This is a genomic window from Microbispora sp. ZYX-F-249 (genome assembly GCF_039649665.1).
Lineage (GTDB): Bacteria > Actinomycetota > Actinomycetes > Streptosporangiales > Streptosporangiaceae > Microbispora > Microbispora maris.
The window spans coordinates 47,051-67,605 of the sequence record NZ_JBDJAW010000028.1 but is presented as its reverse complement, the minus strand read 5'-3'; the positions used below and the strand labels follow the sequence as shown (position 1 = coordinate 67,605).

Genomic DNA, 20,555 nt, shown 5'->3' with positions numbered 1-20,555 from the left:
CCGGCGCGGGCGCAGAGCCCCCTGCACCCGGCGCGGGCGCAGAGCCCCCGGCACCCGGCGCGGGCGCGAAGCCCCCGGCTGAGTGCCGGGCGGATCAGGCGGCGCCCGTCCGCCCGGCGTCGCGGGAAGCGGTCAGCCGCAGGTGATGTCGCTGATCGACGGGGAGGCCGAGCCGCTGCCGAGGAACCCGGCCGTGGCCGAGGCTCCGGGGGCCAGCGTCTTGTTCCACTCCGGCGCGTGGATCATCATGAACGGCCCGCTCTGCATGGACGTGCCGTTCCACGCCTGCGTGAGCGTCGTGCCCAGCGGCATCGCCCACTGGACGTACCAGTCGTTGAGCGGACTCGTCCCGGTGTTCTTGATCGTGACCTCGCCCTGGAAGCCGCCCTGCCAGGTGTTGGTCAGCTTCACCGTGGCCGTGCACGCCGGGTTCCCCGGCGGCGTCGGGGAGGGCGAGGGGGTCGGCGACGGGTCGTTCGTGGCGGGCGTGGGGCTCGGCGACGGGCTCGGCGAGGGGCTGGGCGAGGCGCCGTCGCGGAGGAAGTTCACGTCCGAGCAGCCGTAGAAGGTCTCCTGGCTGTCGGACCGGTACCAGACCGCGTAGATGATGTGCCGGCCGCTCTTGTCGGGCAGCTTGCCGGAGAAGCGGTAGGCGCCGTTGCTGACCGCGGGTTCGGGGTCGACCGTGAGGAACGGCTGCTCCTCCATGTCCGCCCACGTCAGCGGCTTGGCCGGGTTCCAGCCGTCCTTGGTGACGTAGAGCTTGAAGCCGCCGGGGTGCGGCACCCACGCCCCGTAGACGAAGTTGTAGGTGCTGTTCGCCTTCAGCGTGGTGGTCGGCCAGTCGGTTCTCGGCGCGTCGTAGGCGGCGTACTTGCTGAAACCGCCGCTGCACAGCTGTCCGTCGGGGATGAAGCCCCGGGTGCGGCCGCCCCCGTCGGAGCGGAGCACGCCGTACCAGTCGTAGAGGGGCTGGGTGCCGCCGGCCGCCACGGCGTCCTTGCAGGCGGGGTTGTTGGGGATGATCTGGCCCCCGGTGAGGCCGTCGGTGTAACACGCGTACGTGCGGCTCGCCGGGGCCTGCAGGGCGCCGTGCGCCTCGGCCGCGGTCTGCGTCAGGACCGCGACGACGCCGGCGAGCACGGCCGCCACCGCGGCGAGCACGGCGAGTTTGCGCCCGGATCTCAGGGACAGCGATCTCAAACGCGGGGATTGCACTGAAGTTCTCCTCATGATGGGCGGGCACGCCTTCCGGGGAAGGTCGCGCCGTCAGGGGCTGTCGTACGAGAAGAACGCATGCGGCATCGCCGCACGCCCTCCTGGAGCCCACCCATCAAGTGGCCACCGCGCACAGTGATTGAAGCACGCGCGGGCCGCCCGGGCCAAGAGCCGGACAGGCCGTACGGCCCGGGCGCCCGTTCAGGCGCCGGGTGCGCCCGTCCGGCTCCGCCGGGGGGCGCCGTCGGCGTCCCGGGCCACCTCGGCGCGGATCGCCGCTCCGTCGGCGTCGAGCACGGGCGGCGCGGCGTGCTCGCGGCGGGTGGTCTCGGTCTCGCCGTCCGGGCCGGGGGTGAAGAAGCGCAGCGGCGGGCCGGGCAGTCGCAGCCGGCCGAGGGTGGCGTGCTCGACGTCGACGAGCAGCCCCTGTGACAGGGTCTGCTCCCACGTGTAGACCTCGTCGATCGTGCGCACCTTGCCGGCCGGGATGCCCGCCGCGGCCAGCCGGGCCAGCAGTTCCTCGGCGGGATGCTCCGCGAAGGCGTCCTCGATCAGCTCGATCACCCGCCGCCGGTTGCCCACGCGGTCGCCGTTGGTCGCCATTCCCGGCGCCTCGGGGTCCAGGCCGAACTCGCCGCAGAGCCGGCGCCACAGCGACTCGCTGCCGCACGACAGCTGCACCGACCCGTCCTTGCAGCGGAACAGCCCGTACGGCGCGATCGACGGGTGGTGGTTGCCCTGCGGCCGCCCGACCTGGCCGGCGACCGTCCACGCCGTCCCCTGGAAGGCGTGCACGCCGACGATCGCCGCGAGCAGCGAGGTGCGCACCACCTGGCCGCGTCCGGTGCGTTCCCTCTCGAACAGCGCGGCCAGCACGCCGTAGGCGCCGTACATGCCGGCCAGCAGGTCGCCGATCGGGACGCCGACGCGCTGCGGGTCGTCCGGCCCCGGCCCGGTCAGGGACATCAGCCCGGCCTCGCCCTGGGCGATCTGGTCGTAGCCCGCCCGGCCGCCCTCCGGTCCGTCGTGCCCGAAGCCGCTGATCGACAGCGTGATCAGCCGGGGGTTCAGCTCGGCCAGGACGTCGGTGCCGAACCCGAGCCGGGTCAGCGTGCCGGGCCGGAAGTTCTCCAGCAGCACGTCGGCGCGGCGCAGCAGGTCCGTGAGCACCTCCCGGTCGGCGTCGTCCTTGAGGTCGAGGGCGATCGACTCCTTGTTGCGGTTGGCCGACAGGAAGTAGGTCGACTCGCGGTCGCCGGTCTCGGGCTGCACGAAAGGCGGCCCCCAGCCGCGGGTGTCGTCCCCGCCACCGGGGTTCTCCACCTTGATGACGCGGGCGCCGAGGTCGCCCAGCATCATCGCGGCGTGCGGCCCGGCGAGGGCGCGGGTCAGGTCGACGACGAGCACTCCGTCGAGCGGTCCGGACACGGTGACTCCGATCCTTGCGTCAGCCGGGGCCGCCTTCGTCCCCGGGCGAGCTGGGTGGGGCAGCGGGCGTGGGACGTCCGCACGCCCCGGCACCGACCGGCGCGTGCGGCCTCTCCACGACGACGTCAGCCTACGGCGGCGGACGCCGACGCGGAGTCGGGGCGGCCGGACGCGGAGCCGGGGCGGCGCGGACGCTCGCGCCACCCGGCCCGCCGGCGGGGTCAGCCGAGGGCTTTGTGGACGATCTCGGCGCAGGTGGCGACGTCGAGCGCCAGGCCCTGGTGGTCACCGGGGAAGACGAGCGGTTCGACGCCGAGCCGCTCGGCGAGCACCCTGGCGGACGCGGCGGGAACGCCGCCGCCCGAGGCCTGCCCGACGCCCACGGCGATCGGCGCGGGGCCGGAGCGCAGCGCGGCGACGTCGGGCTCGAAGCGCAGCACGGGCAGCAGCACGTGGGCGAGGAAGTAGCCGAGGTTGCCCTGGATGCGGCCCATCATCTCCAGCGCCTCGGGCGGCATCTGGGCGAAATCGGGCATCGCGGGCGGCGTGCCGCCTTCTCCTTGGACGGTGGAGACGAACTTCTGCATCGCCGGGCCCACGCCCTGGTCGCGGTAGGTGTCGTACACGTCCTGGAACCTTGCCCGCCAGTGTTCGCGGCCGGGCAGCAGCTCGGGGATCGGCGGCTCGTGCACGACCAGGGCACGCACCCGTCCGGGGTGGCGGGCCGCCAGGTCCAGGGCGGTGAGCGCGCCGCCGCTGTTGCCCAGCACGTTGGCCGGCTCGTCGCCCAGGGCGGCCAGCAGGAGGTAGGCGTCCTCGCCGAAGACCGCGACGTCCTGGTCGGCGGGCGGTCCCGTGAGAGGGCTGCGGGACAGGCCGCGCTGGTCGTAGGTGACGACGGTGTAGCGGTCGGCCAGGCTCGCGGCGAGCCCGGCCAGCGCCCCGGCGTCGGCGGGTGCGCCGGGAATCATCAGCAGCAGCGGTCCGGTCCCCCGGACCTCGTAGTGCAGGCGTGCCCCGGGCACCTGGAGCGTCCTGATCTCGACGTCGTTCATCGGTGTTTCCGTTCTTGTCGCGCGGGGGTCAGAGGGGCGGCCGGTAGTCAGGTCGAGCGTGTCCGCCTCTGTTGAACGGCCTCGTGGCCGAACAAGAAGCAAGCTTGTCTTTTGCAAGCAGACTTTGTCAATCGAAGCATGAAGTAGGATCTGCAGCATGACCGTTCGTGAGTACGGGCAGTTCTGCGGGCTGGCCCGCGCGATGGAGATGGTCGGGGAACGCTGGACCCTGCTGATCGTCCGCAACCTGCTCTCCGGACCCCAGCGCTACACCGACCTGCGCAAGGGCCTGTCCGCCATCCCGACCAACATCCTGTCTGCCCGCCTCAAACAACTCGAAGAGGCGGGACTGGTCGTGCGCCGCGCGTTGCCGCATCCCGAACGCGCCGTCGTGTACGAGCTCACCGGATACGGACGCGAACTCGAACCGGCGCTGGTCGCGCTGGGCCGCTGGGGCGCCCGGACGATGACCACGCCCCGCCCCGGCGAAGCCATCACCCCGGAGTCGGTGGCCATGGCCTTCCGCACCACCTTCCGGCCGGAAGCGGCCCGCGGCACGACCGTCGGCTACGAGGTCCGGATGGGCGACTTCACCCTCCGCCTGCAGGTCACCGACGGCGCCCTGACGGTCGGCGTCGGCCCGCACCCGGCTCCGGACCTCGTCGTCGAGAGGCGCGGCGACCAGGGTGTGCACGCGTTGATGACCGGTGCCAAGACTCCCGCGCAGGCACTGGCCGACGGCAGCGTGGGGGTGGAGGGCGACCCCGCGCTCCTCCACCGGTTCGTCGAGATGTTCCGCTTCTGACCCTCCCGCGCGCAGCGGGAGAACGGGCCACGCCGGGACCTGCGCCGCGCGGGGTACGCAGGATGGTGTGGTGCGATTGGCGACATTGCGGGCTGAAGGAGCCGACCGATGACAATCGTGGGAACCCGCCGGGACGGCGGCCCGGTCCGGGCCGGACGCCTCGGCACGGTGCGCGACCCGGTCGCCTGCGACGACGTCCGCGGGCGCGGCGCATGACCCGGCTGGGCGCCCGCGCGCTGATCGACGCCACGGTCGACCCCGGCACCTTCCGCTCCTGGGACGAGCCGATCGACCGCACCGGATACGACGCCGGCTACCGCGCCGCGCTGGAGCGGGCGGAGACGAAGGCCGGTACCGACGAGGCCGTGCTCACCGGCCGGGCGCTGATCCGCGGGCACGCGGCCGCGCTCGTCGTCAGCGAGTTCGGCTTCCTCGGCGGCTCCATCGGAGTGGCCACGGCGGAGCGCGTCGTCGCCGCCGTACGGCGGGCGACCCGCGAACGGCTGCCGCTGATCGCCGCGCCGGCCTCGGGCGGCACCCGCATGCAGGAGGGCACGCCGGCGTTCGTCCGTATGATCGAAATCAGCCGGGCGGTGGTGGCGCACAAGACCGCCGGCCTGCCCTACCTCGTCTACCTGCGCCATCCCACGACCGGCGGCGTGTTCGCCTCCTGGGGGTCGCTCGGGCACGTCGCGGTCGCCGAGCCCGGCGCGCTCATCGGCTTCCTCGGCCCGCTCGTCTACCAGACCCTGCGCGGGGAGCCGTTCCCCGAGGGCGTCCAGGTGGCCGAGAACCTCGTCGCCAAGGGAATCCTCGACGCCGTCGTCCCCACGGGGGAGCTGGCCGGCGTGGCCGCCCGCGCGCTCGCCCTTCTCTCCGGGGCACGGCGTCCCGCCGCGCCGGCGCCGCCGCGAGAGACGCCGGCGCGGACGAGCGCGGCGGACGCCGGAGGCGACGCCTGGTCCTCGATCATCCTCACCCGCCGGCCCGACCGGCCCGGCGTACGGGAGCTGCTGCGTCACGCCGCCGACGACGTCCTGCCGCTGCACGGCACCCAATCCGGGGAGACCGACGACGCGCTCCTGCTGGCGCTCACCTCGTTCTCCGGCACTCCCTGCGTGCTCGTCGGGCAGGATCGGCGCACCCAGTCCCAGCACCGTCCCCTGGGCCCGGCCGCGCTGCGCGGCGCCCGGCGCGGCATGCGCCTCGCCCAGGAGCTGCGCCTGCCGCTGATCTGCGTCATCGACACCCCCGGGGCGGACCTGTCCGCCGCCGCCGAGGAGGGCGCCCTGGCCGGGGAGATCGCCCGCTGCCTGGCCGAGATGGTGGAGCTCACCGTCCCCACCGTCTCGGTGCTGCTGGGCGAGGGCAGCGGCGGTGGCGCGCTGGCCCTGCTGCCGTCCCGCCGGGTGATCGCGGCCGGCAACGCGTGGTTGTCCCCTCTGCCGCCGGAGGGCGCCAGCGCGATCCTGCACGGCGGCCCCGGGCTCGCGCCCCAGGTCGCCCGCCGGCAGCGGGTGCGCGCGGCCGACCTGCTCGCCGAGGGCGTCGTGCACGCCGTCGTGCCGGAGCCGGTGCCCGCCCATGTCGACCCGGCCGGGTTCGCCCGTCGCGTCGCCGACGAGTGCCTGCGTCAGATCGAGAGCCAGCGCCACGCCACGGAGTGAGAGACCTCCGGGGACGCCGCCGTCAGTTCCCCCACTCCGGGCCCTGCGGCCCGTTCTGCGGAGGCGCCTGCGGGCGCCGCCCGTGGCCGGGGGGCGGCGGGCCCTGCAAGGGGCCGTGGCCCGGCTCACCCGGGCGCTGCCGATACCAGGGCGGCACGGCGGGGCCGCCGCCCGGCCATTGGCCGGGTGGCGGGGCGCCCGGAGCGTACCCCGGCGGCGGCACCCCTCGTGCGGCGCTCGCCTGGTGGCGCTCCGGCAGCGGGAACGACAGCCGGGTGTACGCCATCAGGTCCGCGAGCGACCGCTGCTGGGCGCGGAAGGTCTGCTCGTCCACCCCGCCCCGGGCAGCGCGGGCGTGCAGCAGCCCGAGCTCGGTCGAGGCGATCTGGTAGTCGATCATGGCCCGCGCCCCGGCTCTGCCGCCGTGGGCCTTGGCCCACGCCCTGGCCTGCCGCCGGCGGCGCAGGGACGACAGCATGAAGATGTCGGCCTGGTTGATCAGCCCGTTGCGTTCGTACGGCGGCAGGTAGTGCTGGATCAGCCCGACGATCCGCCGCCTGTCCCGGAAGATCACGACGAGCTCGACGATGAGCAGCATCATCAGCAGCAGGTAGGCGATGGCGAGCCCGCCGAGGCCGCCGAAGGAGGCGAAGCCGTTCCAGAGGCCGTGCAACAGCATCGCGCCGATCCACCCGACGACGATCACGACGACCCCCACCGCGCCCCCGCGCTGGGCGGCGTACGCGACCGCGATCCCGATCAGGGAGGTGAACAGCGGATGGGCGAACGGCGACAGCACGGCCCGCAGCACGAGTGTGGCGGCCAGCCCCTGCGCCCCGTTCTCCTCCAGCGCGGCGAGGTAGTAGCTGACGTTCTCCGACATGGCGAAGCCGAGCCCGACCATGCTGGCGTAGATGATCCCGTCGGTGGGTCCGTCCAGCTCCTGCCGCCGGAACCACAGCAGCCCGAGCAGGACCAGCCCCTTGGCCGTCTCCTCCACCGGCGGGGCGCCGAACGTGGCGACCAGATTGCGGGCGTTGGTCATGTCCCCGAGCTGGTGGGCCACATAGACGAGGTTGAGCGAGTTGAGCACGCCGGCGAGCAGGACGGCGATGCCGGCGCCCCAGGCGAACGCGAATATCAGGTTGGTGCGGGGCTCCGGTTCCATCCGGTCGAGGGCGAGCACGCCCGCGAGCAGCAGCGGCACGGGAGCCACGGCGAGCCCGAGCGCGATGAAGAACTGGACCGGCTCGCCGTTGATGATGTCGAAGGAGAACGACACCAGGGCGCAGATCCCGGCGACGACCAGACCCACGATGAGGCCGATGGACGGACGCTCCCTGAGAACGGCGCGGGGGTCGAGGCCTGCCACTGTGCGACTGTAACCGACCGGGCCCGCCGTGGTCCTCCTCCGGCCCCAAAAGATCCCGTGGATTGCGTCCGCCGATCGTCTGGCGCGCCGGGCCGGTCGTCCGGAACACGGGCCGATTACCGGCACAATGGGCGATCATGGATGTCGCACCACGTGACGGGCTCGGACGACGCGGTTTTCTCCGCGTCGCGTGCGCCGCGGCCGTCGGCTCGGTCGCCGGCTCGGTCGCCGCGTGCGCGCCCGGGTCCCGGGACGCCTCCGCTCCCGCCTCCCCGTCGCCCTCCGCCACCCCAACGCCGTCGCCCGCAAGGCCGGCGCCGGAACGGCTGCTGCCCGGCGATCCGGACTGGCGGGTGCGCGGGCGCGGGCCCGACGAGGCGATCGAGGGCTACGGCGACCGGGCGAGCGTGCTGCCCGGGGAGTCGTTCGGGCTGCACGTCTCCACCACCGATGGCCGCTACCGGGTCACGGCGTACCGGATGGGCTGGTACGGCGGCACGCTCGCCCGCCGGGTGTGGCGCTCGGGGTGGATGAGGGGCCGCGACCAGGGGCGCGGACGGCTCACCGGCGACACCCGCACCGTACGCGCGGGGTGGCGGCGATCCCTCACCGTGTCCACGGAAGGCTGGCCGGAGGGGGCCTACCTGCTGCGCCTCGACACCGAGCGCGGCCACCAGCGGTACGTGCCGCTGGTCGTGCGCTCGGCCTCCGGGTCCGGGCGCACGGTGCTGGTCCACGCCACCCCCACCTGGCAGGCGTACAACCGGTGGGGCGGCTACAGCCTCTATTACGGCGAGGACGGCCGCTACGAGAGCCGCTCGCTCGCGGTCAGCTTCGACCGCCCCTACGACCGCACCGGGATGGAGAAGTTCCTCATCCACGAGCGGCCGGTGGTGGCGCTGGCCGAACGGCTCGGCCTTCCCCTGGCGTACACGACGGGCGGCGACCTGGAGGCCGGCGACGACGTGCTCGCCGGCGCGTCGGCGGTGATCTTCCTCGGGCACGACGAGTACTGGACGCCCGGGATGCGCCGCACCGTGACCGAGGCCCGCGACGCGGGCGCCAACCTCGCCTTCCTGGGCGCCAACACCTGCTACCGCCGCGTCCGGCTGGAGGAGGACGGCAGGACGGTGGTCTGCTACAAGACCGCGGTGGACCGCGACCCGCTGGTCCGCACGCGCCCGTCGCTGGCGACGACCGACTTCCGGGCGGCGCCGAAGGCCGACCCCGAGTCGTCCCTCATCGGGGTCTACTACGACGGGTATCCCGTGGACGCGCCGTTCGTGGTGCACGAGCCCCGCCACTGGATCTTCGAGGGCACCGGCGTGCGCCGCGGCGACGCGTTCCCGCACCTGGTGGGCGTGGAGTACGACCGGGTGAACACGGACGTGCCGACCCCCAGGCCGCTGCAGATCCTCGCCCACTCGCCGGTGACCTGCGTGGGCCGGCCCAGCTTCGCCGACGCCGCCTACTACACGGCGCCGAGCGGGGCCGGGGTGTTCGCCACGGGGACCATGCGGTGGGCCGAGACGCTCATGGCGCGCACTCGCGACCTGCCGCGAGCGCATGGGATCGACGCGCGTACGCGCGCCTTCGTCACCACCGCGACGACCAACCTGCTGAAGGGCTTCGCGGAGGGGCCGGCGGCCGAGCGCAGGCCCGCCCCCGACGACAACGTACGGAGGACCTACCGCCGCTGACCACCCGCGGCGGTTCAGACGAGCAGGGAGTCGATCGCGACGGCGAGGAACAGCAGCGCCAGGTAGATGTTCGACCAGTGGAAGAAGCGCATCGGGCGCAGGTCGACGCCGGTCTTGCCGGCGTTCACCCGCCCGAGCAGGCGGTGGACCTCCACGAGGCACACCACGCCGAGCACGAGCGCGGCGGCGGGGTAGAGCAGGGAGGTGCCGGCGACCGGCCACAGCAGCAGCGAGCACAGCACGGTGGCCCAGGTGTAGGCGACCACCTGCTGGACGACCCGGCGCTCGGTGGCGACCACCGGGAGCATGGGCACCTCGGCCGCCGCGTAGTCCTCGCGGTAGCGCATGGCGAGCGTCCAGGTGTGCGGCGGCGTCCAGAAGAACACGACGCCGAACAGCACGACCGGGGCCCACGACAGCCCGCCGGTGATGCCGGCCCAGCCGATCAGCACCGGCATGCAGCCGGCGATGCCGCCCCACACGATGTTCTGCGACGTGCGCCGCTTGAGCACCAGCGAATACACGAAGACGTAGAACAGGATCGCGCCCAGCGACAGCGCCGCGGCCAGGCCGTTGACCGTGAGGGCGAGCCCGAGCGTGGAAAGAGTGCCGAGAATCACACCGAAGACCAGCGCGCCCATCGGCGACACGTCGTGTTTGGCGAGGGGACGCCTGCGGGTGCGCCGCATCGTCCGGTCGATGTCCCGGTCGATGTAGCAGTTCAGGACGTTCGCGCTGCCCGCCGACAGGGTGCCGAACACCATGGTGGCGGTGGCGGTCCACAGATCGGGCAGACCATGCGCCGCGAGGAACATGACCGGCAGCGTCGTGATCAGCAGCAGCTCGATGATCCGGGGCTTGGTGAGCGCCACGTAGGCCTTCACGAGCGCCCCTGTGGAGCGGGGGGCCGTGGCCGTCGCGGCGGTCCCGAGGGGGGCCACCGTCTGCTTGTTCGTCAAGACCGTCAAGGCGCTTCCAACACGTGCGGGGTCAACGCGTAACCTCTGATTAGGGCGGATCTCCGGGCAGCCTGTCTCCGGGCAGCAGCCGGCACTTGGTCAATCACTGTAGTCGCCACCGCAGGTGGTCCCCCAATCGGGGCCGAGGCCGCAAGGGCCGTTACCGCGGTGGCTACCAAACGGTATTACGCCGAACCCGTTAGGGTCCCCTGTGGGCGGGAAATGCCAGAACGGCGCGACAACTAGAGGGGATCGAGCAGTTGAGCAGCGCAAGCCTTGAGTGGAGTGACCTCGACCGGCAGGCGGTCGACGTCGTGCGGGCCCTGGCGATGGACGCCGTGGAGAAGGCGGGATCGGGTCACCCCGGCACCGCGATGAGCCTCGCCCCCGCCGCCTACCTTCTTTTCCAGCGGGTCCTGCGTCACGACCCCTCGGATCCCAAGTGGGCGGGACGGGACAGGTTCGTCCTCTCCTGCGGGCATTCGAGCCTGACGCTTTACATCCAGCTCTACCTGTCCGGCTACGGACTGACCTTGGACGACCTGAAGGCGCTCCGGCAGTGGGACAGCCTCACCCCGGGGCACCCCGAGTACGGCCACACGGCCGGGGTGGAGACCACGACCGGCCCCCTCGGCCAGGGCATCGGCAACGCGGTCGGCATGGCGATGGCGGCCCGCCGCGAGCGTGGCCTGTTCGACCCGGACGCCGCGCCCGGCGCCTCGCCGTTCGACCACATGATCTGGTGCTTCGCCTCGGAGGGCGACCTCGAGGAGGGCATCAGCCACGAGGTCAGCGCCCTCGCGGGTCACCAGAAGCTCGGCAACCTGGCCGTGGTCTTCGACTCCAACCACATCTCCATCGAGGACGACACGCAGATCGCCCTGTCCGAGGACATCGCCAAGCGCTACGAGGCGTACGGCTGGCACGTCCTGGAGGTCGACTGGACCGCCACCGGGGAGTACAAGGAGGACGTCCAGGCGCTGTACGCCGCGCTGGAGGCGGCCCGCGCCGAGACCGAGCGGCCGACGTTCATCAAGCTCCGCACGATCATCGGCTGGCCGGCGCCGAACAAGCAGAACACCGGCAAGATCCACGGCTCGGCCCTGGGCGCCGACGAGGTCGCCGCGACCAAGCGCGTCCTCGGCATGGACCCCGACAAGAGCTTCGTGGTCCCCGCCGACGTGCTCGACCATGCGCGTGATGTCGTCGCGCGCGGCCGCGCCCTGCGCGCCGAGTGGGACAAGGGCTACCAGAGCTGGCGCGAGGCCAACCCCGAGCGGGCGGAGCTGTTCGACCGGATCTCCAAGCGCAAGCTGCCCGAGGGCTGGGACAAGGCGCTGCCGTCGTTCGAGATCGGCTCGCAGGTCGCCACCCGCAAGGCGTCCGGCGAGGTGCTGAGCGCGCTCGCGCCGGTGCTGCCGGAGCTGTGGGGCGGCTCGGCCGACCTGGCGGAGTCCAACAACACCACGATGAAGGGCGAGCCGTCCTTCATCCCGGACGAGTACCAGACCAAGGAGTTCCCCGGCAACCGGTACGGCCGGACGCTCCACTTCGGCATCCGCGAGCACGGCATGGGCGCGATCCTCAACGGCATCGCGCTGCACAACGGCACCCGTCCCTACGGCGGCACGTTCCTGGTGTTCAGCGACTACATGCGGCCGTCGGTGCGCCTCGCCGCGCTGATGAAGCTGCCGGTGACCTACGTCTGGACGCACGACTCGATCGGCCTCGGCGAGGACGGCCCGACCCACCAGCCGGTCGAGCACCTGTGGGCGCTGCGCGCGATCCCCGGCCTGGACGTCGTCCGCCCGGCCGACGCCAACGAGACGGCGGCCGCGTGGAAGGCCGTCCTGGAGCACAACGACCGCCCGGCGGGCCTCGCCCTGACGAGGCAGAACGTCCCCACCCTGGAGGGCGCCGGCGACCCGGACGCCGTCGCGAAGGGCGGCTACGTCCTGCAGGACGCGTCCAACGGCCAGCCGGCCGTCGTGATCATCGGCACCGGCAGCGAGGTCCAGCTCGCCGTCGAGGCCCGCACGATCCTGGAGTCGCAGGGCATCCCGACCCGCGTGGTCTCGATGCCGTGCGTCGAGTGGTTCCGCGAGCAGGACGCCGCCTACAAGCAGACCGTGCTGCCCCCCGCCGTCAAGGCCCGGGTCGCCGTCGAGGCGGGAATCACGTTCGGCTGGCGCGAGTTCGTGGGAGATGCGGGCGAGGTGCTCGGTCTCGACCACTTCGGCGCCTCCGCGCCGTACAAGACGATCTACGAGCAGTTCGGCCTCACCGCCGACCGCGTCGTCGCCGCCGCCAAGGCCAGCCTGGCCAAGACGGGCGCCGACAAGGGCGAGACGACCGGAAACTGAGGGACGAAGGATGAATGAGAATCTGAAGCGGCTGACCGACGCCGGAGTCTCCATCTGGCTCGACGACATCAGCCGGGAGCGGCTGCGCTCCGGCAACCTCGCCGCCCTGATCCGCGACAAGAACGTCACCGGGGTCACCTCCAACCCCACGATCTTCGCCTCCGCCCTGAGCAAGGGCGACGCCTACGACGCGCAGCTGCGCGACCTCGCCACCCGCGGGGTGACGGTCGAGGAGGCCGTCCGCGCGATCACCACGTTCGACATCCGCTGGGCGGCCGACGTGATGCGGCCGGTCTTCGACGCCACCCGCGGCGTCGACGGCCGCGTGTCGATCGAGGTGGACCCGCGCCTGGCCCGCAAGACCGAGGCGACGATCGCCGAGGCCCGCGCGCTGTGGTGGCTGGTCGACCGGCCCAACGTGCACATCAAGATCCCGGCGACGGTCGAGGGCCTGCCGGCGATCACCCAGGCCATCTCCGAGGGCATCAGCGTCAACGTCACGCTGATCTTCTCGCTCGAGCGGTACCGCCAGGTGATGGACGCCTGGCTGAGCGGGCTCGAGAAGGCCAAGGCCAACGGCCTCAACCTGGCCACGATCGAGTCGGTCGCGTCGTTCTTCGTCAGCCGCGTCGACACCGAGATCGACAAGCGCCTCGACAAGATCGGCACGCCGGAGGCCGCCGAGCTGAAGGGCAAGGCCGCCGTGGCCAACGCCCGCCTGGCGTACGCCGCGTACGAGGAGGTCATGAACTCGCCGCGCTGGCAGGCGCTGCGCGCGGCCGGCGCGCACCCGCAGCGCCCGCTGTGGGCCTCCACCGGCGTGAAGAACCCCGACTTCCCCGACACGCTGTACGTCGAGCAGCTGGTCACGGCCGGGGTGGTCAACACCATGCCGGAGAAGACGCTGGACGCCTCGGCCGACCACGGCCGGATCTCGGGCGACACCATCCGCCCCTTCTACCAGCAGGCGTGGGACGTCATGGCCTCGCTCAAGCAGGCCGGCATCGACTACGACGACGTCGTCCGCGCGCTGGAGGAGGAGGGCGTCGACAAGTTCGAGACGTCCTGGAGCGAGCTTCTCGAGACCGTCGACGGCGAGCTGCGGAAGGCCTGAGCTACAGATGACAATCGAGGTGACCCTCGGCGACGAGGCGGACGCCGTCAAGGCGGTCAAGGACAAGCTCGTGGCCGAGGGGGTGCCCGCGGCCCTCGCCGCGGGCGACTCCACGCTGTGGGGCCCGCAGGCGCAGTCCGAGGCCGCGATCCGGCTGGGCTGGCTGGGCCTGCACCGCGCCAGCCGGGAGCTGCTGCCGGAGATCGCCACGCTGGTGGAGCGGGCCCGCGCCGCGGGCCTTGACCACGTGGTGCTCGCCGGCATGGGCGGCTCCTCCCTCGCCCCCGAGGTGATCTGCGCCACCGAGGACGTGCCGCTGACCGTCCTCGACACCACCGATCCGCACCAGGTCCGGCGCGCGCTCGCCGACCGGCTCGACCGCACGATCGTGGTGGTGGCGAGCAAGAGCGGCGGCACGATCGAGACCGACAGCCACCGGCGCGTCTACGAGCAGGCGTTCCGGGACGCGGGCATCGACCCGGCCGAGCGGATCGTGGTCGTCACCGACCCCGGCTCGCCGCTGGAGCGGACGGCCATCGAGGCCGGATACCCGGTCGTGCTGGCCGACCCGAACGTGGGCGGCCGCTACAGCGCGCTCACCGCGTTCGGCCTGGTGCCGAGCGCCCTCGCGGGCGCCGACGTGGCCAAGCTGCTCGACGACGCCGCCGCGGTGGCGCCGCTGCTCGCGCAGGACGAGGGCAACCCGGGCCTGGAGCTCGGCGCGCTGCTCGGCGCGCGGGCGCTGCAGGGGCGCGACAAGCTCATCCTGCGCGACGCGCCCTCCGACATCACCGGCCTGCCCGACTGGATCGAGCAGCTCATCGCCGAGTCGACCGGCAAGGAGGGCAAGGGCATCCTGCCCGTCGTCGGCGCCGAGGCGGCCGAGGCCGGCGACCAGTTCCTCGTCACCATCGGCCCCGACAGCGGCACGACCGTCGACGGCCCGCTCGGCGCGCAGTTCCTCGTCTGGGAGTACGCCACGGCGATCGCCGGCCGGGTGCTCGGGATCAACCCGTTCGACCAGCCGAACGTCGCCGAGTCGAAGGAGAACACCACCAGGATCCTGCAGGAGGCCGGCGACGGCCCGCTGCCGACCGGCACGCCGATGCTCACCGACGGCCCGGTCGAGGTGTACGGCGACGTGCCCGGCGACCTGAAGAACCTGGCCGACGTCCTCACCTGGCTGCTGCGCGCGATCCCCGAGCGCGGCTACCTGGCGATCATGGCGTACCTCGACCGCGAGGCCGCGTTCGACGCCGCGGTGGTCGGCGACGCCTCCTTCGAGGAGATGACCGAGACGTGGGCGAGCGCCGACGTCGCCACCTTGCGGGCACTGCTCGACTACCGCACCGACCACGCGGTCACGTTCGGCTGGGGCCCGCGTTTCCTGCACTCCACCGGCCAGTACCACAAGGGCGGGCCGGAGGCCGGCGTGTTCCTGCAGGTCACCGGGGCCGTGACCGACGACGTCGAGGTCCCCGGCAAGCCGTACACGCTGGGCAGGCTGCAGCTCGCGCAGGCGCTGGGCGACCTGGGAGCCCTGACCTCCCGCGGCCGTCCGGCGGTCCGCCTGCACCTCACCGACCGCGTCGCCGGCGTCCGGCATCTGCTCTCCGTGGCGGAGGAGCTCTGAAAATGCGATGCGTTACAGGCGTAGGGCCCGTCCGCAGGGAGGACACATGACGGAGCAACAGGAGCCGCAGGCCCCCGCCGACGACGCCCGGCAGGCGGGAGGCGAGCTGCCGCAGCCGGCCGTGGACGACCTGACGGCCGCCGAGCGGGCGGTCCTGGCCGCCGCGCAGGCGGCCACGACGGGGACGACCGAGCTGACCATGGCCGCCAACCCGCTGCGCGACCCGCGCGACCGGCGCCTGCCCCGGGTGGCCGGGCCGTGCGTGCTCGTGCTGTTCGGCGTCACGGGTGACCTCGCCAAGCGCAAGCTGCTGCCGGCGATCTACGACCTGGGGAACCGGGGGCTGCTGCCCCCGGGCTTCTCCCTGGTCGGCTTCGCCCGCCGCGACTGGGCGCACGAGGACTTCGCCCAGGTCACGTACGAGGCGGTCAAGGAGCACGCGCGGACGCCGTTCCGCGACGAGGTCTGGAAGCAGCTCAGCGAGGGCATCCACTTCTGCCCCGGCGAGTTCGGCGACGACGGCGCCTTCGACGTGCTCGCCATGATGCTCAAGGAGATCGACGAGACCCGGGGCACCGGCGGCAACTACGCCTTCTACCTGTCGGTGCCGCCGAAGTTCTTCCCGCTCGTGATCGAGCAGCTCAAGCGGACGAACCTGGCCAAGGGGCCCGAGGGCTCCTGGCGCCGGGTCGTCATCGAGAAGCCGTTCGGGCACGACCTGAAGAGCGCGCAGGAGCTCAACGCGATCACCAGCGCGGTGTTCCCGGAGAGCTCGGTCTTCCGGATCGACCACTACCTCGGCAAGGAGACCGTCCAGAACATCCTGGCGCTCCGTTTCGCCAACACGCTGTACGAGCCGATCTGGAACCGCGGCTACGTCGACCACGTCCAGATCACGATGGCCGAGGACATCGGCATCGGCGGCCGGGCCGGCTACTACGACGGCATCGGCGCGGCCCGTGACGTGATCCAGAACCACCTGCTCCAGCTCCTCGCGCTGGTCGCGATGGAGGACCCCACGTCCTTCGACGCCGACGCGCTGCGCCGGGAGAAGGAGAAGGTCCTGCGGGCGGTCAAGCTGCCCGCCGACCTGGCCACCGGCACCGCCCGCGGCCAGTACACGCGGGGCTGGCAGGGCGGCGAGCCGGTCGTCGGCTACCTGGAGGAGCAGGGCATCTCCTCCGACTCCGCGACCGAGACGTACGCCGCGGTGAAGCTGGAGGTGGCCAACCGCCGGTGGGCGGGCGTGCCGTTCTACCTGCGGACGGGCAAGCGGCTCAGCCGCCGGATGACCGAGGTGGCCGTCGTCTTCCAGCGGGCGCCGCACCTGCCGTTCAGCAAGGACGACACCGAGATCCTCGGGCACAACGCACTGGTCATCCGCGTGCAGCCGGACGAGGGCATCACGGTGCGCTTCGGCTCCAAGGTGCCGGGCACGGCCATGGAGGTCAGGGACGTCAACATGGACTTCGCCTACGGCGAGTCGTTCATGGAGTCCTCCCCCGAGGCGTACGAGCGGCTGCTGCTCGACGTGCTCATCGGCGATCCGCCGCTGTTCCCGCACCAGCGGGAGGTGGAGCTGTCGTGGCAGATCCTCGACCCGATCGAGGAGTTCTGGGCCTCCGAGGGCAAGCCCGAGGGGTACGAGTCCGGCTCCTGGGGGCCCGCCTCGGCCGACGCGATGCTGGCCAGGGACGGACGCGCCTGGAGGCGGCTGTGAGCGCGGCTTCCGGCGAGGCGCGTTCCGGGCGGATCGAGCGGAGAGCGGTGTGACGACCTTCAACCTGACCGAGACGACCGCGTCGAAGATCTCTTCGACGCTCACCCGCCTGCGGCACCAGATGGGCGCGCCCGCCGTCGGCATGGTGCTGACGCTCGTCGTGGTGGTGGACGAGGCGGGGCAGTACGACGCCCTGCGCGCGGCCACCGAGGCGGCGCGCGAGCACCCCTCGCGCATCCTCATCGTGATCAGCCGCGACCCGGCCGAGCCCAACCGGCTGGACGCGGAGATCCGCGTGGGCGAGTCGGCGCCGGGCGAGGTCGTGCTGCTGCGCCTGTACGGCGAGCTGACCGAGCACGCCGACTCGGTGATCACGCCGCTGCTGCTCACCGACACGCCGGTGGTGGTGTGGTGGCCGGGCGACTGCCCGGACGTCCCCGCCAAGACCGCGATCGGGCACCTCGGCAGCCGCCGCATCACCGACGCCAGGTCGGCTCAGGACGGCGTGTCGGCGATCGCCGCCCGGGCCGGCCAGTACGTGCCCGGCGACACCGACCTGGCCTGGACGCGGCTCACGCCGTGGCGCAGCCTGCTGGCCGCCGCCTTCGACCAGCCCATCGGGAAGGTCACCGGAGGCGTGGTGGAGGCCGCGGCGGGCAACCCCAGCGCGCCGCTGCTGGCCGCCTGGCTGTGTGACCGGCTGGAGGTGCCGATCGAGGTCGCCGACTCCGCCGGCCCCGGCCTGACGGGCGTGCGGCTGTCCCTCGAGGACGGCGGCGAGCTGACGGTGAGCAGGAGCGACGCGAGGCTCGCCACGCTGTCGCGCCCCGGCAACCCCGACCGCCGGGTCGCCCTGGCCCGCAGGCCGACCTCGGAGCTGCTGGCCGAGGAGCTGCGCAGGCTGGACCCCGACGACATCTACGCCGCCGCGATCCGTCGCCTGGCGGAGATGAAGGGGCGGGGACGGGCGTGAGCGGCGTTCCCACCGTCATCGTCCACCGGGACGCCGAACTGCTGGCCCAGGCCGTGGCCGCCCGCCTCATCACGCGGCTGGTGGACACCCAGGCGGCCCGCGGTTCTGCGCACCTGGTGCTGACCGGCGGCAGCGTGGGCATCGCGACGCTCGCCGCCCTCGCGGGGACGGCGGCGCGCGACGCCATCGACTGGCGGGCGCTCGACATTTGGTGGGGCGACGAGCGGTTCCTGCCGACCGGCGATCCGGAGCGCAACGAGACCGGTGCCCGGCAGGCCCTGCTCGACCACGTCGACGTGGACCCGAGCCGGGTCCACCCGATGCCCGGCCCCGACTCGGGGATGACCGCCGAGGAGGCCGCCGACGCGTACGCGGTCGAGCTGGCCAAGGCGGCCAGGCCCGAGGACCACGGGCCGGTGCCCTCGTTCGACGTGCTTCTGCTCGGCATGGGACCGGACGCGCACGTCGCCTCGTTGTTCCCGGACAAACCCGCGGTCTACGAGGAGGAGCGCTCGGTGGTGGCGGTGCACGGCTCCCCCAAGCCGCCGCCGACCCGGCTGTCGCTGACGTTCCCCGCGCTGCGGGCCGCCAGGGAGATCTGGATCGTCGCCGCGGGCGAGGACAAGGCGCAGGCGGTCCGGATGGCCCTGTCCGACGCCGGGCCGTTCCAGGTCCCGGCCGCGGGGGCGCGCGGGCGGCAGCGCACGCTGTTCCTGCTCGACCGCGCCGCCGCGCACAAGATCCCGCCCAGCCTGGGCAGGATCGCCTCCCCCTGACCGGGAGTCCGCAGCACGTGACGGCCGGGCCGGGCACTCCCCCGCCCGGCCGTTCCACGTCCGCCGTGGCTTCAATCGTGGCCTGATCGGGCCTCGTCCAGGGCGGTGCGGGCCTCATCGGCGCGTACGCGGGCCGAGCGGGCGGCGCGTTCGGCGTTCGTCTCCTCCCGGCGGGCGACCTCCAGCCGGTGTTCGGCCGCGCTCAGCTTGTCCTTGGCCTTGGCCAGCTTGGCCGCGAGCGTCTCGACCTTGGCCGTGCGCCGCTCGTGCTCGCGCACGGCCTCGGCCCGCTCGGCCTCCCAGTCGGCACGGCCCCGCTCCGCCTCCGTCGCGGCTCGTTCGGCCTCGGCGAGCGCGTTCTCGAGGTTCTCGATCCGGCGACGGCGCTCGGCCTCCCGTCGCTCGGCCTCGCGCCGTTCGCGTTCCCGCCGTTCCTCCTCGCCGTCGTGGTGCTTGGGCTTCCCCACGGTTTTCGCGGGTTTCCGCTCCGCAGGCGCGGCCGGTTCGGGGGCGGGCCGTACGACGGGGGCGGGGGTGAAGCCGCTGTAGCTCAGGGGGCGGGTCAGCGTGCCCCGGCGCACCCGCTCGGCCGCGTCCTCGTCCACCACGGCGGCGTCGAGGGTCTGCTCGATCTCCAGGTCGGCCGCGGGGGCCAGGGGATGTCCGGCCGCCTCGGCCTCCTCGCGTACGGACCGGACGAGACGGGCGATGAGCGGGGTCCTGTCCCTGCCGATCTCGGCCAGGGCGTCCGCGTCCTGGGCGCGCCAGGCCTCCCGCAGCCGCCGCCCGAGGTCGAGCAGCCGGCCGAGTTCGTCCCCGCGCTCCCGCGCCGTCCGGTTGACGGCCCAGGCCACCACGGTGGGCCTGCGCAGCGCCTTGATCCGCTTGGCCAGCGCGGCGTCCCCGGCCGCCTTCACTTCCTTCGCCAGCGCGTCGCGGGCCGTGGTGAACTCCTCGGGCACCATGCCGTAGAGCCGCTCGGCCGCCTCGTCGAAGTCCACAGACCACCTGTACCTGAATTCTTCGTCCCGCTCCACCGGCACCGGCGGCATCCTCGGCGGCCGGTGCTCAGCCGCCGACCCTCTCGACCACCAGGAGGACGCCGACGATGACCATTCCGGCTCCGGACAGCCGGTGCACGGCCTGTGCCGCGGCGGGGCGGGGTATCAGGATCGTCCGCGTCACCGAGCCGAGGGCCAGGTAGAAGGCGGCGCAGGTGATCATGAAGACCAGCCCCAGGGCGCCCATCTGCACGGGCAGGGGCCAGTCCCGGTCAGGGCTGGTGAACTGCGGGAGCAGGGCGACGAAGATGAGCAGTCCCTTGGGGTTGAGCCCGCTGACTCCGATGCCCTGCGTGAGCGTCGCCCAGCCGGTTCCCGACGGTGCCTCTGCCGGCCCGCCGACGGTCCCGACGGGCGTGAACGAGGAGGTGAGCGTCCGCGCTCCGTGCCACAGCAGATAGCCGCCGCCGAGGACGGTCAGCGCCGTGAGGGCCATGACGCTCTCCGCGACCAGGGCGCCGACACCCGCCGCGACGACGACGGTCATGCCCGCGTAGCCGAGCACGAGCCCGCCCACGGCCGGGACCACGCGGCCGCGCAGCCCCGCGCCGAGGGTGAACGCCCAGTCCGCTCCCGGCACGACGATGAGCAGCAGGGCGACACCCCAGAAGGCGACGACGGAGCCGACGGGCATGGCATCTCTCCTCGGAGCACGGTTCCGCCGAGGAAACTACCTGCGATCAGCTGGAAAGTGGTGCCGACTTCTTGTCC

Annotated in this window: 16 protein-coding genes; 9 read left to right on the top strand and 7 right to left on the bottom strand. The window is 73.0% G+C overall.

Annotated features, from left to right (window positions below):
- Positions 1-132 precede the first annotated feature (132 nt).
- The 3 genes from AAH991_RS28195 to AAH991_RS28185 all read right to left on the bottom strand — a co-directional run bounded on the left by AAH991_RS28195 (position 133) and on the right by AAH991_RS28185 (position 3,701).
- A complete protein-coding gene (locus AAH991_RS28195) occupies positions 133-1,203 on the bottom strand; it encodes a lytic polysaccharide monooxygenase auxiliary activity family 9 protein (RefSeq protein WP_346228935.1) in 1,071 nt (356 codons plus the stop codon).
- 216 nt (positions 1,204-1,419) lie between these two features.
- Positions 1,420-2,646: a CaiB/BaiF CoA transferase family protein gene (locus AAH991_RS28190; RefSeq protein WP_346228934.1), complete on the bottom strand. Its 1,227-nt coding sequence runs from the start codon at positions 2,644-2,646 to the stop codon at positions 1,420-1,422.
- A gap of 221 nt (positions 2,647-2,867) precedes the next feature.
- Positions 2,868-3,701, bottom strand: coding sequence for an alpha/beta hydrolase (locus tag AAH991_RS28185; protein ID WP_346228933.1), 834 nt, complete (start codon positions 3,699-3,701; stop codon positions 2,868-2,870).
- Positions 3,702-3,858: 157 nt separating this feature from the next.
- On the opposite strand from AAH991_RS28185, the gene AAH991_RS28180 reads away from it, so the two are divergent.
- A complete protein-coding gene (locus AAH991_RS28180; RefSeq protein ID WP_346228932.1) occupies positions 3,859-4,506 on the top strand; it encodes a winged helix-turn-helix transcriptional regulator in 648 nt (215 codons plus the stop codon).
- A 212-nt stretch (positions 4,507-4,718) separates the two neighbouring features.
- On the top strand, positions 4,719-6,173 hold the full coding sequence (locus AAH991_RS28175; protein ID WP_346228931.1) for a carboxyl transferase domain-containing protein: 1,455 nt from the start codon (positions 4,719-4,721) through the stop codon (positions 6,171-6,173).
- A gap of 22 nt (positions 6,174-6,195) precedes the next feature.
- Here the strand turns inward: AAH991_RS28175 and AAH991_RS28170 are convergent, their stop codons facing one another.
- On the bottom strand, positions 6,196-7,545 hold the full coding sequence (locus tag AAH991_RS28170; protein ID WP_346228930.1) for a PrsW family intramembrane metalloprotease: 1,350 nt from the start codon (positions 7,543-7,545) through the stop codon (positions 6,196-6,198).
- 137 nt (positions 7,546-7,682) lie between these two features.
- Between AAH991_RS28170 and AAH991_RS28165 the strand changes: the two genes are divergently transcribed.
- A complete protein-coding gene (locus tag AAH991_RS28165) occupies positions 7,683-9,245 on the top strand; it encodes a N,N-dimethylformamidase beta subunit family domain-containing protein (RefSeq protein ID WP_346228929.1) in 1,563 nt (520 codons plus the stop codon).
- Between the two features lie 14 nt (positions 9,246-9,259).
- Here the strand turns inward: AAH991_RS28165 and AAH991_RS28160 are convergent, their stop codons facing one another.
- Entirely contained in the window at positions 9,260-10,213 is a 954-nt protein-coding gene (locus AAH991_RS28160) for a heme o synthase (RefSeq protein ID WP_428834040.1), read from the bottom strand.
- 320 nt (positions 10,214-10,533) lie between these two features.
- Here AAH991_RS28160 and tkt point away from each other — a divergent pair, with 320 nt between their 5' ends.
- The 6 genes from tkt (at position 10,534) to pgl (ending at position 18,783) form a co-directional block, all read left to right on the top strand.
- On the top strand, positions 10,534-12,567 hold the full coding sequence (gene tkt / locus AAH991_RS28155; protein ID WP_428834044.1) for a transketolase: 2,034 nt from the start codon (positions 10,534-10,536) through the stop codon (positions 12,565-12,567).
- A gap of 10 nt (positions 12,568-12,577) precedes the next feature.
- A complete protein-coding gene (gene tal, locus AAH991_RS28150) occupies positions 12,578-13,681 on the top strand; it encodes a transaldolase (protein WP_346228928.1) in 1,104 nt (367 codons plus the stop codon).
- Positions 13,682-13,688: 7 nt separating this feature from the next.
- Positions 13,689-15,314 (top strand): phosphoglucose isomerase-related protein, encoded by a 1,626-nt coding sequence (locus AAH991_RS28145; protein WP_346228927.1) that lies wholly within the window; start codon positions 13,689-13,691, stop codon positions 15,312-15,314.
- A 199-nt stretch (positions 15,315-15,513) separates the two neighbouring features.
- A complete protein-coding gene (gene zwf, locus AAH991_RS28140) occupies positions 15,514-17,034 on the top strand; it encodes a glucose-6-phosphate dehydrogenase (protein WP_346228972.1) in 1,521 nt (506 codons plus the stop codon).
- Between the two features lie 49 nt (positions 17,035-17,083).
- Complete coding sequence (locus AAH991_RS28135) at positions 17,084-18,007, top strand: glucose-6-phosphate dehydrogenase assembly protein OpcA (protein ID WP_346228926.1); 924 nt, start codon at positions 17,084-17,086, stop codon at positions 18,005-18,007.
- Positions 18,004-18,783, top strand: a complete 780-nt coding sequence (pgl, locus tag AAH991_RS28130) for a 6-phosphogluconolactonase (protein WP_346228925.1) — start codon at positions 18,004-18,006, stop codon at positions 18,781-18,783. The genes AAH991_RS28135 and pgl overlap by 4 nt, the downstream gene beginning before the upstream one ends.
- A gap of 71 nt (positions 18,784-18,854) precedes the next feature.
- Here the strand turns inward: pgl and AAH991_RS28125 are convergent, their stop codons facing one another.
- Together AAH991_RS28125 and AAH991_RS28120 are read right to left on the bottom strand one after the other, a co-directional pair.
- Complete coding sequence (locus AAH991_RS28125; protein ID WP_346228924.1) at positions 18,855-19,784, bottom strand: hypothetical protein; 930 nt, start codon at positions 19,782-19,784, stop codon at positions 18,855-18,857.
- Between the two features lie 67 nt (positions 19,785-19,851).
- Positions 19,852-20,478 carry a LysE family translocator gene (locus AAH991_RS28120; RefSeq protein ID WP_346228923.1) on the bottom strand — a complete coding sequence of 209 codons (627 nt, stop codon included), beginning with the start codon at positions 20,476-20,478 and terminating at the stop codon, positions 19,852-19,854.
- Positions 20,479-20,555: the final 77 nt, after the last annotated feature.